The organism is Rhodocytophaga aerolata (genome assembly GCF_030503435.1).
Taxonomy (GTDB): Bacteria; Bacteroidota; Bacteroidia; order Cytophagales; family 172606-1; genus Rhodocytophaga; species Rhodocytophaga aerolata.
This window is the reverse complement of record NZ_JAUKPO010000007.1, coordinates 272,420-288,281: the sequence shown is the minus strand read 5'-3', so window position 1 is coordinate 288,281 and position 15,862 is coordinate 272,420. Positions and strand designations below refer to the sequence as shown.

Sequence of the window (15,862 nt, the reverse complement as noted above, 5' to 3'; positions counted from 1 at the left end):
TATATTCAACAAATTATGTTCGAATAGCTTATTAAAAATCCTGATATATTACTTTTATACAAAGCATAGGAAACTATACGGTCATGTAATGATTAACTGGAAGATTTATGGAAAATATACTGACGAATATGTCTATCGGGGGGGCCATACTAGTGCTGTTGACAACATTGAAGATGATGCTACAAAGAAGTTTACCTCATAAGGCTACAAAAACTACGTTAGTTATTCACTCTGCCTTACAGAAAGCCCATCTGTTTATGCAGCAAGCCTATAAGCCCTTTACTTTATTTATTCTATCAGGTTTTATTCTTTTCGTGTGCTACAGAATTACTGCAGATCGGTATATGGCTATCTGGGTAAGTGCGGTTATAGGAGGTATAGTAAGTATTGGCCTCAGCACAGTGCTTAAGTCTGGTATGGCCTGGGTAACTACAGGAGTCATGCACAATCATAAGGGCAAAGCAATTCATATTATTTTAGATGAAAAGCATATTAGCAATGGAGGAGCTTTGTTTATTTCATTAACAAGTTTGCTTATGGTGGTGATGAACTACCAGAATGGCTACGACTGGAATACATTTACAGTATTATCCCTGGCAGCTAGTTTCACTGTTGGGGCATCAGGCTTGCTTTTATGCATGCATCTTTACGAATGCTTTAGCAGCCATATGACATCTGGTTCTTCTGTGTATGCTGGGCATTCCACAAAAATTTTAACCAACGACCGCTTCGATGCCTTAATGGGAACGCTGGTTGCAGCTATGCTCCTGGGAACTACAATGGCTGAAATCACTAGTTTTCAGCGGATGCAAATACCTGCCAGCCCAATTATTTTACCTCTGTTTCTGGCCATTTCAGGCGTAGGTATTTCTTCTGTAGCAGCTATGCTGGCAAAAATTTATGGCTGGAAGAAAGATGCAGTGGCCTACCTTATAGAGAAAATGGTGAGTGCCTTACTTATGATTATGGCTTCTTTTGTTATAACCCAATACATGCTTCCAACATTCTGGGTTTGCAATGGTACTGAGTATACATCCATGCAAGTATTCTATGCTGCCCAGGCTGGTATTATTGGAGGCCTGCTTACCAACAAAGTAATTCAGGGCTATTATGCCTTGCATCGCAAATACTTCTCTTACCTGGCGAAAAAATCTTTTAGAGTAACTAGTATGGATGCTGTTTTCCATTTTTTTATTAACACACTCTCTACTTTTTTACCAGTTATACTCATTCTCCTTTCTATTCTGTTTTCCTATAAGCTGGTAGGCTTATATGGAATCGTTATTGCATTGGTAGCCATGCTGGCAAATATTTCTACGCAGCTTACTAACAGTAAATAAATACTAATACGTACTGCCTTAAAAACTTCAGAAGAACTTATTTTCTTTTGAAGTTTTTTATTTTTCCGAAAACATCACAGGTTTATTATCTTTGAAACCGGAAGCAAACAAAAACTAATGGTACAACTGAAAGACAAGGTGTTTGATATACTCATTCCTGAGGAAAAACTGTTGACTAGGATTCAGAACATGGCCGAGCAGATTAGTCAGGATTATGTAGATAAACTTCCTATGTTTTTGGCTGTGCTCAATGGGTCATTTATGTTTGCAGCAGATTTGCTGAAGCATATTACAATTCCATGTGAAATTTCTTTTGTGAAAGTTGCCTCTTATCAAGAAATTCATTCAACAGGCAAACTCACCCAACTGATTGGATTGTCAGACGAAGTACGCGGCAGGCATATTATTATTTTGGAAGATATTGTGGATACAGGCATAACGATAGAAGGTATAGTAAACGATTTGCATAAGAAAAATCCGACATCTATTCAGATTGCTACACTCCTGCACAAACCTGATGCTTATGCCAAACAACTGCCGTTACAGTACATTGGGTTTTCTATACCTAATCAGTTTGTAGTAGGCTATGGGCTTGATTATGATCAATTAGGCCGTAATTTGAAAGACATCCATGTGTTGCAAGAAGATCGTAGAAACATGCTTTAAAAGTTTTAATGCCAGAAAGCGAATAGTTTACAAAATGAATTTATAGCTATATTACTAATTTACTGAAATAACATGCTGAATATCGTTTTATTTGGACCTCCGGGAGCAGGAAAAGGCACACAGAGCCAAAAGTTAATAGAAAAATACCAGTTAGTGCATTTATCTACTGGCGATTTATTAAGGGGAGAAATTAACGCTGGTACTACCCTAGGTCTGAAGGCAAAAGAACTAATGGATAAAGGCATACTGGTGCCTGATGAGGTAGTAGTCGGGATGATCGAAAACAAAATCAAAGAAAACAGCATGGCTAAAGGTTTTATATTTGATGGCTTTCCCCGTACGGTAACTCAGGCGCAGGCCTTAGATTATATGCTTAGCCAGAATAACACAGCTATTACCTGCATGATAGCCCTGGAAGTGGAAGACGAAGAATTATTTAAGCGGGTACTTTTACGCGGCCAAACTTCCGGACGTCCCGACGACCAGAATGAGACATTGGTTCGCAAACGTATTACAGAGTATAATGAAAAAACTTTGCCGGTAGCCGATTATTATAGAAAACAAAACAAATACCTTTCTGTATATGGGATAGGCGAAATTGATGAAATCTTTTCAACCATTTGCAGCAAGATAGATACTATATCCTGAGAACCGGTATAAGCAAATTCTGCTGAAAACAACATTAGAGGTAAGAACAAGGAAGGATTTTTCCGGCTTCTTACCTCTTGTTCATTCTTAAAACTAACATAAAACTCTATTAGTCACTTATCGTACATTTCTCTAGGATAACCGGAAATAATTTATTTCTGCGGTGACGTAAGAGAGCAATCCAACATAACCCTACTTGTAACTATGGCATCCTCCAACTTTATAGATTATGTAAAAATACTTTGCCGTTCAGGTGCTGGGGGTAAGGGTTCTATTCACTTCCGCCGGGAAAAACATGTACCCAAGGGAGGGCCGGACGGTGGCGATGGTGGTAGGGGTGGCCATATCATTCTTCGGGGAAATACTCAACTCTGGACCTTACTACACCTTAAGTACCGCAAACATGTGGTAGCAGAAGCAGGTTCATCTGGGGAAGGCGGGCGGCGTACCGGAGCCCAGGGGCAGGATGTAATACTCGAAGTACCCATAGGTACGGTTGCCCGTGATGCAGAAACCAATGAACTACTCTTAGAGATTACGGAGGATGGGCAGGAAAGTATATTATTGCCCGGAGGAAGAGGAGGTCAAGGAAACGACCATTACAAAACAGCAACTAACCAAGCACCTAGAGTTTCCCAACCTGGCGAAGCAGGATTAGAGCAATGGATAATCTTAGAACTAAAAATTCTGGCCGACGTAGGCTTAGTAGGATTCCCGAATGCAGGTAAATCAACGTTACTTTCTGTAGTATCGGCAGCCAAACCTGAAATTGCCGATTATCCTTTTACAACCCTGGTACCTAACCTAGGCGTGGTTGCCTACAGAGATCATCAGTCGTTTGTAATGGCTGATATACCAGGTATTATTGAAGGAGCCGCTGAAGGAAAAGGATTAGGAACACGGTTCTTACGGCATATTGAGAGAAACTCCGTGTTACTTTTTATGGTAGCGGCTAGCAGTGAGAATATAGCCAAGGAATATGAAATTCTGTTAAACGAATTACAAAAATACAATCCTGAATTATTAGATAAACAAAGAATACTAGCCATTTCTAAAGCTGATCTTATACCAGCAGATGAGCAAAAAAGTTTACTTAAAATATTACCCAAAGAAATACCCAGCATTTTAATCTCTTCTGTTACCAGGCATGGCATTTTACAGTTAAAAGATTTGATATGGCAAGCTTTACACACTGATTCTCTGAACAGTATAGCGACAGAATAAACCTACTAGATAACAATTTACTAAGGCTTCCATTGCTTTAGTAGGAAACTATTTACAACACTTTACTAGTGTATACTACATCTTTTTCATAGTATAGGCACAAAAAAATTTATACAGCTTAAAACAAATTGGTTCAATAATTGATAAGATTATAAGGTATTAAAATTTGGTGCAAAACCACAATTTATTTTGTATTTGTTTTGAAATTAATTTAATGACTGTATGGAAAGTGTACACCAAAAAGTATCAAAGATGCTAATAGACAAGTTAAGTATAGAAGCATCGCAGATTACGCCCAATGCCAACTTCATAAAGGACTTAGGAATTGACTCTCTGGATTACATTGAGCTGATTATGGAGTTTGAGCAAGAGTTTAATATCCGCATTCCTGATACAGAAGGAGAGCAAATTAAAACTGTAGGACAAGCCGTAGCATATATTGAAAACAAATTAGCAGAAGCCACTGCAAAAGTTGCATAAATAACAGAAGGAGACTTTGGAAGCCTCCTTCTGTTATTTATGCCTAATTCTACTGCTTACGATAAGCCTACTTATTACAAAATTTAAATACCTAATGCTCCTGCAAAACTCTACTTCTGTTTTTTAAAATTAGTGCAATAGATAGAACTTTAACCTAAGCCGGAAATATTTCCGGCTTTTTGTTTGAAAGGCGTACGCTATATCAAAATTCTATTCGTTCAATTGCATGAACAGGTATAGTTACACCACCTTTTAAAATTACATATTCTTCCCCTACAGCCCATACGGTGGTTTCTACTTGTTGAAGTTCTCCGGTTCGTAATTTGTATACCATAGTTACTTTTTGATGGTACAGATTTCCCAGAGAAAGTGCCCTTTGCAGGTCGTATTTTCTCAATTTACGGCTGATAGCATCTTGTAGTACATCTTCTTTACAAAATTTCATTTGTCCGATATCTTCTTTCGGAACAGTTATTACTCCTTGCATAGTAACAGTTGATTTAGATTTAATGGATTATATAGAATAATTACCTATTGCTTGGCGGTTTAAAAGTGTATGAACCAGCCAAACAGTAAAAAATTGAACGGATAGAATCACGATTCAAATCAACAGAACCCGGTGAAGCAGATAGAGAGGATTAGAAAATAACCAATTAGCAAAATACGTTTTGGTTAAACTATTCAGCTGCGCATTTGCAGCAGTAATTGCATCTTGAGAATATTGACAAGCAAAATAATTTTTTACTTTACCCTTGATTGGCCGATGAACTGGAGTTAAAGTAAAAGACTCTGTACAGCTTGCTTCTGCATAAAGTTCCGTATGTGATGAGGATACGAGCACAGCACGGGCAATACTCGTTATTTCATCAGATAAGAGTACATCCACTGTAGGCTTTAACCATAGGCAATTCCCAACCAATAAGCTTAACAAAGCCGCTACGCATATTTTTGGTATATTTCCTGCCCAATGTTTTGTAAAGCTTTTCATAGGATTGCTACTTCCAATGCAAAGAATAAATAAGTAATACTTCCAAAATATAAAAAAAATTATATTAATTATAGCATATAGTTCAAAATTATATTTTTACATAATGCCATTCATCCTTGGTAGATTACTAATTAGTAACCATCTGTTACAAAAATTGTTTTAGGTAAATTTGATCATAGGTCGTTAATACTCAATCCTCTATTATACTAAAACACAGAATCATTTTAAACTCCTCAACAAAAGCCGTAATTTTATAGCCATGATGAACAGACCCTTTATCGTTGGCATTACCGGAGGGAGCGCTTCAGGAAAAACTATGTTCTTGCGGAGTTTATTAAATGCCTTTTTGCCGGAAGAAATAAGCTTGATATCGCAAGATAATTATTACAAGCCACGGAACGAGCAGCCAGTAGATGAAAACGGAATATATAATTTTGACACTCCTCAATCTATTGATTTTGAATTGTATGCACAACATATTAAAGATTTACGAAGCGGAAAACCCGTGCTAAAACAGGAGTATACATTTAATAATCCCAGTGTAGTGCCAAAGATGCTTACCTTCCAGCCGGCTCCCGTTATAGTAGTAGAAGGTATATTTGTATTTTATTTTCCGGAAATTGCGCACCTTTTAGATTTAAAAGTGTTCATTGATGCAGCAGAGCATATAAAGCTTAAACGGCGGATTGTCCGGGATAAAGATGAGCGTGGATACGACCTGGAAGATGTACTTTACCGGTATGAAAAACATGTAATGCCTACGTATGAAAAGTATATTGCCCCTTTTAAATCAGACGCGGATATAATTGTTCCTAATAATCTCCATTTCGAAAAAGCATTGGATATGCTCATCATTTTCTTAAAAAGTAAAATCAGATGATTGGTAAATTTGCAGTAATTGGTTTAGGGCAGTTTGGCACCTCCATAGCCCGGTCATTAGCCTCCAGAGGTGCAGAGGTACTGGCTATAGATTTAAATATTGAAACAGTGGAAATGCTGAAAGATGATGTAGCCTATGCTGTAGCCCTCGACTCTACCGATGATAAAGCACTAAAAGCCCAGAACATTCATGACATGGATGCCATTGTGGTAGCTATTGGGGAAGATTTTGAAGCATTATTACTAACTACTGTGCTACTGTTGGAAATGAATGTTAAACGGCTGATTGCCAGAGCCGCTAATGCCCATCAACGAATGATTCTTACCAAGATGGGAGTAAAAGAAATACTTTCTCCGGAAGATGAAGTTGGACGTACAGTAGCCGAAACATTGATTCATCCTAATATTAAATCTTACCTGCCACTTCCGGATGATTATGAAATTGTAGAAGTTAATACGCCCAAAAGAGCAGCTAACCGGACAATCAGTGAAATAGGCCTGCGTGAACGGTACAACCTGAATCTGATTACCGTAAAACGGATATTTGAAGAGAAACACCACGGAGAAGTAATTAAAGTGCAGCATATTATTGGTGTTCCTAAAGGAAACACCGTTCTTTATGACTCAGATATTATGATTATTATGGGAAAGACACATGATGTAGATAAATTTATTGAGATAAATCGGTAGAAAAAATTACATCAAATAGTATATAAATACAATCTGAGCAGAGGAACAAAATCAAGAATGTTCTTCGTTATTACTTTTAGAATAGTTACTTTTGTATCTCTTCATGTCTAAGAAAGTCAACATATTACGCTTAATAAGCCTTCTTTTAGTTTTCCTTACTTTGCTAGGTACCAGTATGGCTACATACCGGCACACGGCAAGTAAAGTAACTTCGGCTGCTCAGGCAAAAAAAACAGCGTCTTCCGAAAAAGAAAAGCTACCTAAAGCTACTATCCAGGCTGTTAGCTTTGAGGCTATTGTATCCTTTGTACACTTTAATCTCTCGCAAGACTTTTATTTTGATTTTACTCCCACTTTTTCGAAGCTTTTTTTATTTGTACACCATAGCTTTGAGGAGCCCGCTTTTGTTAATACGTATTTTGAAAATACCTTTTGCCATCATATAGCCATTAATGCCCCATAGGCTCCGGATTACCTCGCTTAGTATTCTGTTTTAACACCTATTGTTTACCTAAGGTACACTATTCGTAGGTTTACTAGCTCATTTTCAGCTTTTACCAGCTGATCATCTACCATTTATCCATTAAAATTTTAATAACTATTCGTTTAACGCTATGCGTAATAAAACCGGAATTATCATTCTCACAGCAATAATTTCATTGTTGTGTATTTACTTCTTATCCTTTACATTCAAAGCCCGCAACATCCAACAGGAAGCAAATGCTTTCGCAACTACTAACGGCAAAATAGATTATAAGAAAAGACAAACGTACCTGGATTCTTTATGGAAGCAACCAGTGTATGACTTAGGCTTCACCAGCTTTACCTACAAAGAGGTAAAAGATAAAGAAATCAACCTCGGCCTGGATTTGCAGGGAGGCATGCACGTTACCATGGAAGTATCTCCGGTAGAGATACTGAAAGCCATGTCAGGTAACAGCAACGATCCTAAATTTCAAGAAGCGATAAAAAGAGCTACTGAAATGCAGCGTACCAGCACAGATAAGTACACAGATCTGTTCTACCGGGCATATCAGCAAGTAGCCCCAGAAGGTAAGTTAAGCCGCATATTTTCTACGGCAGCTAACAAAGGCAAAATCAGCTATGAATCTTCCAATGCAGAAGTAATGCGTGTGATCGATGGCGAAGTAGAAGATGCGATAGGCCGCTCATTTGAAATTTTGCGCACAAGGGTTGATAAATTTGGTGTATCTAACCCAAATATCCAGCGTTTGCCTGGTACCGGCCGTATCCAAATAGAACTACCTGGAGTAGATAATCCTGAAAGAGTACGGAATTTATTGTCGAGTGCTGCTAAATTAGAGTTTGCCGAAGTATGGGAAATGCAAGACCTGGCAGCTTACTTACAGCAGTTAGACGAATACCTGGTAAAAACCGAAGCAGATTCCCCGGCTGTTACTGCTCAGAACCCAGCAGAACTTCCTAAAGATTCGACTACCTTAGCTACTGCGCAGTCTGATACAGCCAAAGGTGCCACTTCTCTGGAAGAACAGCTTGCCGGCAAAAATGCCGCTGGCGCTGATTCCACCAAGGCAGATTCGTTGAACAGTCTACAAAATCAGACAAGGGGCCTGGCAAGATACCTGACACCTACCATGTACGGACTGATAGCCAATGTAAATGACACAGCCCGTGTTAACAGTTTATTGAATCGTCAGGAAGTAAAGGCGCTGTTTCCTTCTAATGTGCGTTTTTTATGGGAAGTAAAAGCTGAGAAAGGTACTACAGGAAAAGATGAATTTATCACCCTTCATGCTGTAAAGAAAAGCCGCGACAACAAAGTGGCCATGGAAGGAGACGTCATTTCGGATGCCCGCCAGGACTTTAGCCAGACCGGCCAGGTAGAGGTGAATATGCAAATGAATGCGGCCGGCTCTAGAAAATGGAAAAACTTAACAGCCAGTAACATTGGTAAAAGAATAGCCATCATTCTGGATGACAATGTGTACTCCGCTCCTACTGTACAGAATGAAATACCTAATGGAAGTTCTGTTATCTCCGGTAACTTTACGATTGAAGAAGCCAAAGACTTAGCCAATATTCTAAAGGCCGGTAAACTAGCTGCCCCTACCCGTATTGTAGAAGAAGCAGTTGTAGGTCCGTCTTTAGGTCAGGAAGCAATTACACAAGGGTTGATATCCATGGCTGCCGGGCTTGGTATGGTTGTGCTGTTCATGTTGTTGTACTATGGTTCAGGCGGTATGGTAGCTAATGTGGCCTTGCTTTTCAATATCTTCTTCATTATAGGAATCCTTGCCCAGTTTAGTGCTGTTCTTACCCTGCCAGGTATTGCTGGTATTGTGCTTACTATGGGTATGGCGGTAGATGCTAACGTACTTATTTTTGAGCGTATCAAAGAAGAGCTTAAAAATGGCCGTACGCTGCTAAAAGCTATTGAACTAGGCTACGATAAAGCGTATAGTTCCATTATCGACTCAAATGCGACCACTTTTCTCACAGGTGTAATTCTTTATGTGTTCGGATCTGGAGGTGTTAAGGGATTTGCAGTAACCTTAATGATCGGTATTGTATGTTCATTATTTACAGCCGTATTCATTACCAGGCTAATTATGGAATGGGTGGCCAAGCGTAAAGATGCGAAGGAAGTAACGTTAACTACGTTTGTTTCAAAAAACCTGTTTGATAGTGTTCAATTCGATTTCGTCGGAAATAGAAACAAGGCATATGTATTTTCAGGCATTGTTATAGGCATCGGTATTTTATTAATGGCTTTTATGGGCTTAAATATGGGTGTTGACTTTAAAGGAGGCCGTTCCTATGTAGTAGCTTTCGATAAGGCCGTGGCCGCTACCGAAGTACGGTCTGCCTTAGTAGATGATTTCAAAAATACCGGTATTGAAGTAAAGACCTATGATGGAGACGATCAACTGAAAATAACTACAAGTTATTTAATTGATGACGAATCTGGGCAGGCTGATAAACAAGTAGAGCTAGCTTTAATGCAAGGCTTGCAACAATACCAAACTCTGAACCCTACTATTGTAAGTTCTTCGAAAGTTGGAGCAACCATGGCGGATGATATTCAGGATAGTTCACGCAACGCGGTGTTGCTTTCGTTGGCTGTCATTTTCTTATACATCCTTATCCGTTTTGGTAAATGGCAATATAGCTTAGGTGCCGTATTAGCTTTATTTCATGATGTGTTGTTTGTCATGTCTGCATTTGCTATTGCACGGGTATTCGGCTTATCCTTTGAAATAGATCAAGTATTTATAGCTGCTATGCTAACTGTAGTAGGTTACTCTATTAACGATACAGTAGTAGTATTTGACCGTATCAGGGAATTTGCAAGCATGGCTACAACCAAAGAAGAATTGCCAAGTATTCTTAACCGGGCAATTGGCCAAACATTAAGCCGTACCATTATGACTTCTTTAGTAACTTTACTTGTGGTGCTGATATTACTTTTCTTTGGCGGTGAAGTATTGCGTGGTTTCTCATTTGCGTTGACTATTGGTATTATATTTGGTACATATTCCTCTATCTTTATTGCCTCACCAGTGGTATTGGATTTCTCCAAAAAGAAACTTACAACCAAGAAGCCACAAACAGCTTCAGCAGGTGTTAAATCGTAATGCAGCTTAATTACCTCAATAAAAAAGCGGCTGATCTAGATCAGCCGCTTTTTTATTGAGGTAATTGGTCTTTTTTTATGGGTTCTTCTTCAAACGTAGAAATCCAGAAGTTATTAAATCCATGATCTATATGAATAGAAACTGCACCACTCTGCGCCAGCTCCAGAATAGCCAGAAAATTATAAATAACAGCTATCTTCAGCGGGTCTATTAATATAACCTCTTCAAAAGATACCCGCTTATGCTCCTGTAGTTTAGTCAAAATATATTCCTTTTGTTGAGTAATGGTGTATGGATACTGTACCACTGTATGCACAGGTCTGTTTTTTGCATGCTCATACCGGTTTATTACCCGCTGATAGACTTTCAGAAGTTTATATAAACTAAGGTCTTGTAGTTCTATGTCTACATTACTTTTATCTGCAATCGCCTGAAATTCTCTTACTACATTTCCTCTGGCTTCTTTACTTGCCCGTGTTTCTTCAAGCGTAGCTAACTCCCCAATGACAGATTTATATTTTTTATACTCTAATAAATGGCGGACTAATTCTGCTCTAGGATCAATCTCATTCCCCTGTGCATCTACTTCATGGCGCGGCAAAAGCATTTTAGCTTTAATACGCATAAGGGTTGCAGCAACCAAAATAAACTCACTAGCCAGATCTATATTAATAGCTTCCAGCTGTTTAACATACGCTAGAAAATCGTCAGTAATTTTAGAAATAGGGATATCATGTATATCTAGTTCATCTCTTTCTATAAAAAAAAGCAGCAGATCAAAAGGGCCTTCAAAAAGGGGAAGTTTTATTTCAAACGTCAAGGATATAGTCTATTTAATTAGTGACAAACAAGTAGCTTTGCCGTGCTTGCTTCAAGATACAATTCTTTAAATACCTTAGAGAACCTGAAAAAGCCGGGCAGTATAGCATCTTTTCAAAATTAATGGTAAAATGTTTAATAGTAAGTATATAGAAAAATACTATTTTTACTTTTAATAAAAAACAAACCATCTGTTTGCAACTTGAAATAGTTATTTTTTTGTTAAATAGAATAGAATATAAAACGGATTTAAACTTCTAAAACAGAAACATTTACTTCGTTTACTTGTTAAAGGAATTATCCATCTGATGAAAAGCACATGCTCATAAAACCCGGCCCTTTATTAGCTCAAATTGAAAACCCAGACGATCTGCGGAAACTGGACCCTTCCCAACTCTACCAGGTATGTACGGAATTACGGCAGTTCATTATTGATAATGTATCTATGTATGGTGGGCATTTTGGGGCAAGTTTAGGTGTGATTGAACTAACCGTTGCGCTGCATTATGTATTTAATACACCTAAAGATCAGTTGGTATGGGATGTAGGCCACCAGGCATATGGACATAAAATATTAACCGGGCGCAGAAAAAAATTTCATACAAACCGATTGTATAAAGGCCTTTCCGGTTTTCCTAAACGCAAAGAGAGCCCTTATGATACGTTTGGCGTAGGCCACTCCTCTACTTCTATATCGGCAGCCTTGGGTATGGCAATTGCTTCCAGATATAAGAAAGATGAAACACAACAACATATTGCTATTATTGGCGATGGGGCGTTGACCGGCGGTATGGCATTTGAAGCAATGAACCATGCAGGAGTTTCTAACTCAAATCTGCTCATCATCCTCAATGATAACTGCATGTCTATAGATCCCAATGTAGGGGCATTAAAAGATTATTTAACAGATATTACTACTTCGCATACCTATAACCGCTTAAAAGACGAAGTATGGAATATTTTGGGTAAGATTAGTAAGTTTGGGCCCAATGCACAGGAAATAGTATCGAAAATTGAAAGTGGCATTAAAGCTTCGGTTCTGAAACAAAGCAATTTATTTGAATCGCTTAAGCTGCGTTATTTCGGACCGATTGACGGACATGATATCAACCATCTAGTAAGTGTTTTAAATGATTTAAAAGATATTCCAGGACCAAAAATACTGCACTGTATCACCACGAAAGGGAAGGGATATGCATTAGCAGAGAAAGATCAAACCAAATGGCATGCTCCCGGCTTATTTGATAAAGTAACCGGAGAAATCCGCAAAAAGGTGTATGAGGTACCTCAGCCCCCTAAGTACCAAGATGTATTTGGCCATACGATTATAGAACTAGCGAAAGAAAACAGTAAGATTATGGGGATTACGCCGGCTATGCCATCTGGTTGTTCCCTTAATTTGATGATGCAGCAAATGCCTGACCGTGCCTTTGATGTAGGCATAGCTGAACAACATGCAGTTACCTTCTCAGCCGGCCTTGCTACACAAGGATTGGTGCCTTTCTGCAATATTTATTCTACCTTTATGCAGCGGGCATATGATCAGGTTATTCATGATGTATGCATTCAGGAATTGAAAGTAATTTTCTGTCTGGACAGAGCAGGATTTGCCGGAGCCGATGGGCCTACACACCATGGAGCCTATGACATTGCTTATATGCGTTGTATTCCTAACTTGATTGTATCTGCTCCTATGAATGAACAGGAATTGCGCAATTTAATGTATACAGCTCAATTAGAAGACACAAAAGGAGCTTTTTCTATCCGGTATCCCAGAGGAGAAGGCGTAATGCCTAACTGGCGCACGCCTTTCGAAAAAATTGAAATAGGTAAAGGACGTCTGGTAAAACAAGGAAAAGATCTAGCTATACTTACTATTGGACATATTGGCAACTACGCCACAAAGGCCTGCCAGGCGCTACAGGAAGAAGGTATAGATGCCGCCCATTACGATATGCGTTTTGTAAAGCCACTGGATGAAGAGATGCTTCACGAAATTTTTTCTAACTTTACCAAAGTTATTACGGTGGAAGATGGTTGCTTAATGGGAGGCTTTGGAAGTGCCATTGTAGAATTTATGGTAGACCATGGATATCAAGCCCAAGTAAAGCGGTTAGGTATCCCAGATACTATAGTAGAGCATGGAGAGCAATTAGAATTACACAGGGAATGTGGGTTTGATCCGGAAGGCATTGTCCGTACAGCCCTGCATTTGGTAGATTTAGGCATTAAAATATAAATTTAGAATTGATAAATTATAAAGCCTGTAGATAAAATCTGCAGGTTTTTTTGTTATCTGCCTATGTCTAAAGTTATCAAATAGATCCTTTTATTGTTTTACTGGGATGAGAATAATAAATTCTGTTCCCTTGCCTGGTTCACTTTCTACTACAATTTTTCCTTTATGCTGCTCTATTACACCAAAACTGATAGCCAGGCCTAATCCGGTGCCTTCGCCTACATCTTTCGTGGTAAAAAAAGGTTCGAATATGTGGTTCTTTACCTCCGGTGTCATCCCTATACCAGTATCGCGGATGCTAATTCTAACGAAATCGTCTTGCATAGAGGTCGTAATATGAATTTCTCCACCTTCCGGCATGGCTTGCACGGCATTAGTAAGTACGTTCATAAATACCTGATTCATTTTCCCGGGATAGCCTTCAATATAGGGCAAATGGCCATAGTTCTTTAGCACGGTAATATGGTCGCCTAATTTACTTTTGAGGAGAGTAAGCGTAGAATTTAATCCTTCGTGTATATCAAAATGCTTACTATCGTTTTCGTCCAGACGCGAGAACACCCGCAAACCTTTTACAATCTCTTTCGTACGTATAGCTCCTTCTTCTATCCCTCTAAGTAAGGCATGTATTTCGCTGCGGATATAATCCAGCTCCAGGTCGTGTTTAAGTTTATCAACCGTGCTAAAGTGAGTTGCCAGACCCTTACTTTCTACAACTTCTTCATACTTGTGCAAAACCTCCAATACGTCCGAAACATCGTTTTTCAACGGTTCAATATTCGCTGAAACAAAGTTGATAGGATTATTAATTTCATGAGCTATTCCAGCAGTAAGATGGCCTAATGAGGCCATTTTTTCAGCTTGCACCAGCTGCATCTGTGCGGACTGAAGCTGTTTATGGGTAGTTTTTAGCTCTGTGTAAGCAGCTTGGAGTTGGGTATGTGCTTTTCTTTTAATGCGGAACTGTAGATAAAACATAAAAGCCAGCGCCAGAATAAATACTAACCCAGCCATAAGTGAATTTTTAAAAACGCGTTGCCGGGTTAACTCAAGTTCTTTCTTATTCAAATCTAATTGTTGAATCTGTTTTTGTTTCTGCAACAACTCTATTTCCCGCGATTTATTGGTAAGAAGGTATTCGGCTTGTAACTGCTCAAATTGTCTGTTTTTTTCTTCTGCTGTTAATTTATCTTTTGCTTCTACATATAGTTTAAAGTATTCCAGAGATTTTTTATAGTCGCCTCTCTCAGCAAAATTCTCCGACAATTCTTTGTACGTATTTTCTTTTACGGCATTCGGCTTACCAGCCTCTACTGCTTTATCTGTGGTACTCTCCCTGGAAATGATCACAGGTTTACGCAATGTTTTGTTAAAAGCTTCCAGATCTTGGTAGATCGCTTTTACGCTGTCCAGAGAGTGGGTAACACCTAGTGTGTCGCCTATCGCCTCTTTTGCCTGCATAGCCAGATCATAATACTTTAGGGCATCTTTATAGTTACCCGTTTCTTTATATAAATCGGCTATATGATTAAGTTTAGTGGCTACCTTCTCTTTTTTATATGTAGCCTCATAAAGGGGGATCGTTTTCAGATGAAAATCTATGGCTGATTGATAATTCAGTTTTTTTTCATGAATGGCAGCAATTTTTTCCAGCGTTGCAAGGCTCAGTTGTTGAGTGGCTTCTCCCAGCTTATTCCCCAAGCGTAGCGACTCTACTTTGTTGCGGAGTGCACGGTCCCATTTTATTTTTCCATCTGTTCTTTCAGCTTTTAGAGTTTCATCGAGTATTACCAGGTTTTCCAGCGCTTCTTTTTTTCCTTCTTCGTAGTTTATACGTTCACTTATTTCCAGGCTGCTTTTAAATTGTTTGATGGATTTGGGATATTGTCCCTTGGCATAATAAGCTCTGCCCATAGTGTTATAGGCTTTGGCTTCTTCGCGTTCTAGGTGAATAGGTTCTTTGGGCTCATTTTCCAATGAAAGCCGATGATGAGATATTTTCACTCCATCATCTAATAACTGACGGGTTATAATTAGTGTTTGAGTACTATAATCAATTGCTTTGTCAGGGCTATCTTTTAAATAACTGCTTGCAAGCTGATTTAGTAGAATAACTTTTTCTTCCTGAGAGGCAGTTTTTAATCGGTTTTCCAGGGTAGTAATATCTGTTTGAGCAAGGCCAGGTAAACCTATAGCCATGCTTATCCAGAAGAAAAACAGACAGCCCCATTTCATAAGAGAAGATAGTTCAGAAGATGTAGATTTGCAAGTA

Annotated in this window: 14 protein-coding genes; 10 read left to right on the top strand and 4 right to left on the bottom strand. The window is 38.7% G+C overall.

The window, feature by feature from the left end; all coding sequences use genetic code 11:
- Window positions 1–107 precede the first annotated feature (107 nt).
- The 5 genes from Q0590_RS14985 to Q0590_RS14965 all read left to right on the top strand — a co-directional run bounded on the left by Q0590_RS14985 (window position 108) and on the right by Q0590_RS14965 (window position 4,358).
- Entirely contained in the window at window positions 108–1,340 is a 1,233-nt protein-coding gene (locus tag Q0590_RS14985) for a sodium/proton-translocating pyrophosphatase (protein WP_302038374.1), read from the top strand.
- A gap of 117 nt (window positions 1,341–1,457) precedes the next feature.
- On the top strand, window positions 1,458–2,006 hold the full coding sequence (hpt, locus tag Q0590_RS14980; RefSeq protein WP_302038373.1) for a hypoxanthine phosphoribosyltransferase: 549 nt from the start codon (window positions 1,458–1,460) through the stop codon (window positions 2,004–2,006).
- A 72-nt stretch (window positions 2,007–2,078) separates the two neighbouring features.
- On the top strand, window positions 2,079–2,654 hold the full coding sequence (locus Q0590_RS14975) for an adenylate kinase (RefSeq protein WP_302038372.1): 576 nt from the start codon (window positions 2,079–2,081) through the stop codon (window positions 2,652–2,654).
- Window positions 2,655–2,858: 204 nt separating this feature from the next.
- Window positions 2,859–3,878: a GTPase ObgE gene (obgE, locus tag Q0590_RS14970; protein WP_302038371.1), complete on the top strand. Its 1,020-nt coding sequence runs from the start codon at window positions 2,859–2,861 to the stop codon at window positions 3,876–3,878.
- Between the two features lie 222 nt (window positions 3,879–4,100).
- Window positions 4,101–4,358 (top strand): acyl carrier protein, encoded by a 258-nt coding sequence (locus tag Q0590_RS14965; protein ID WP_302038370.1) that lies wholly within the window; start codon window positions 4,101–4,103, stop codon window positions 4,356–4,358.
- Window positions 4,359–4,560: 202 nt separating this feature from the next.
- Here the strand turns inward: Q0590_RS14965 and Q0590_RS14960 are convergent, their stop codons facing one another.
- Together Q0590_RS14960 and Q0590_RS14955 are read right to left on the bottom strand one after the other, a co-directional pair.
- Window positions 4,561–4,845, bottom strand: a complete 285-nt coding sequence (locus tag Q0590_RS14960; protein WP_302038369.1) for a hypothetical protein — start codon at window positions 4,843–4,845, stop codon at window positions 4,561–4,563.
- Between the two features lie 114 nt (window positions 4,846–4,959).
- A complete protein-coding gene (locus Q0590_RS14955; RefSeq protein WP_302038368.1) occupies window positions 4,960–5,346 on the bottom strand; it encodes a hypothetical protein in 387 nt (128 codons plus the stop codon).
- A gap of 262 nt (window positions 5,347–5,608) precedes the next feature.
- Here Q0590_RS14955 and udk point away from each other — a divergent pair, with 262 nt between their 5' ends.
- From udk to secDF, 4 genes are all read left to right on the top strand, one after another.
- Window positions 5,609–6,226 carry a uridine kinase gene (gene udk / locus Q0590_RS14950; RefSeq protein WP_302038425.1) on the top strand — a complete coding sequence of 206 codons (618 nt, stop codon included), beginning with the start codon at window positions 5,609–5,611 and terminating at the stop codon, window positions 6,224–6,226.
- Entirely contained in the window at window positions 6,223–6,915 is a 693-nt protein-coding gene (locus Q0590_RS14945; RefSeq protein ID WP_302038367.1) for a potassium channel family protein, read from the top strand. Before udk ends, Q0590_RS14945 begins: the two co-directional genes overlap by 4 nt.
- Before the next feature lie 175 nt (window positions 6,916–7,090).
- Window positions 7,091–7,378: a hypothetical protein gene (locus Q0590_RS14940; protein WP_302038366.1), complete on the top strand. Its 288-nt coding sequence runs from the start codon at window positions 7,091–7,093 to the stop codon at window positions 7,376–7,378.
- Window positions 7,379–7,529: 151 nt separating this feature from the next.
- The gene (gene secDF / locus Q0590_RS14935) at window positions 7,530–10,532 is read left to right on the top strand and encodes a protein translocase subunit SecDF (protein WP_302038365.1); all 3,003 of its coding nucleotides are present in this window, start codon (window positions 7,530–7,532) and stop codon (window positions 10,530–10,532) included.
- Between the two features lie 52 nt (window positions 10,533–10,584).
- On the opposite strand, the gene Q0590_RS14930 is transcribed toward secDF, so the two are convergent.
- Window positions 10,585–11,352 (bottom strand): segregation and condensation protein A, encoded by a 768-nt coding sequence (locus tag Q0590_RS14930; RefSeq protein WP_302038364.1) that lies wholly within the window; start codon window positions 11,350–11,352, stop codon window positions 10,585–10,587.
- Window positions 11,353–11,670: 318 nt separating this feature from the next.
- On the opposite strand from Q0590_RS14930, the gene dxs reads away from it, so the two are divergent.
- Window positions 11,671–13,590 (top strand): 1-deoxy-D-xylulose-5-phosphate synthase, encoded by a 1,920-nt coding sequence (gene dxs / locus Q0590_RS14925; protein WP_302038363.1) that lies wholly within the window; start codon window positions 11,671–11,673, stop codon window positions 13,588–13,590.
- 90 nt (window positions 13,591–13,680) lie between these two features.
- Here the strand turns inward: dxs and Q0590_RS14920 are convergent, their stop codons facing one another.
- Window positions 13,681–15,825, bottom strand: a complete 2,145-nt coding sequence (locus Q0590_RS14920) for a tetratricopeptide repeat-containing sensor histidine kinase (RefSeq protein ID WP_302038362.1) — start codon at window positions 15,823–15,825, stop codon at window positions 13,681–13,683.
- Window positions 15,826–15,862 lie beyond the last annotated feature (37 nt).

What these genes read in the sequence shown, in the direction of transcription:
- Q0590_RS14985 (WP_302038374.1), top strand. Translation starts at nt 108, where the DNA reads ATGGAAAATATACTGACGAATATGTCTATCGGGGGGGCCATACTAGTG.
- hpt (WP_302038373.1), top strand. Translation starts at nt 1,458, where the DNA reads ATGGTACAACTGAAAGACAAGGTGTTTGATATACTCATTCCTGAGGAA.
- Q0590_RS14975 (WP_302038372.1), top strand. Translation starts at nt 2,079, where the DNA reads ATGCTGAATATCGTTTTATTTGGACCTCCGGGAGCAGGAAAAGGCACA.
- obgE (WP_302038371.1), top strand. Translation starts at nt 2,859, where the DNA reads ATGGCATCCTCCAACTTTATAGATTATGTAAAAATACTTTGCCGTTCA.
- Q0590_RS14965 (WP_302038370.1), top strand. Translation starts at nt 4,101, where the DNA reads ATGGAAAGTGTACACCAAAAAGTATCAAAGATGCTAATAGACAAGTTA.
- Q0590_RS14960 (WP_302038369.1), bottom strand. Translation starts at nt 4,845, where the DNA reads ATGCAAGGAGTAATAACTGTTCCGAAAGAAGATATCGGACAAATGAAA.
- Q0590_RS14955 (WP_302038368.1), bottom strand. Translation starts at nt 5,346, where the DNA reads ATGAAAAGCTTTACAAAACATTGGGCAGGAAATATACCAAAAATATGC.
- udk (WP_302038425.1), top strand. Translation starts at nt 5,609, where the DNA reads ATGAACAGACCCTTTATCGTTGGCATTACCGGAGGGAGCGCTTCAGGA.
- Q0590_RS14945 (WP_302038367.1), top strand. Translation starts at nt 6,223, where the DNA reads ATGATTGGTAAATTTGCAGTAATTGGTTTAGGGCAGTTTGGCACCTCC.
- Q0590_RS14940 (WP_302038366.1), top strand. Translation starts at nt 7,091, where the DNA reads ATGGCTACATACCGGCACACGGCAAGTAAAGTAACTTCGGCTGCTCAG.
- secDF (WP_302038365.1), top strand. Translation starts at nt 7,530, where the DNA reads ATGCGTAATAAAACCGGAATTATCATTCTCACAGCAATAATTTCATTG.
- dxs (WP_302038363.1), top strand. Translation starts at nt 11,671, where the DNA reads ATGCTCATAAAACCCGGCCCTTTATTAGCTCAAATTGAAAACCCAGAC.
- Q0590_RS14920 (WP_302038362.1), bottom strand. Translation starts at nt 15,825, where the DNA reads ATGAAATGGGGCTGTCTGTTTTTCTTCTGGATAAGCATGGCTATAGGT.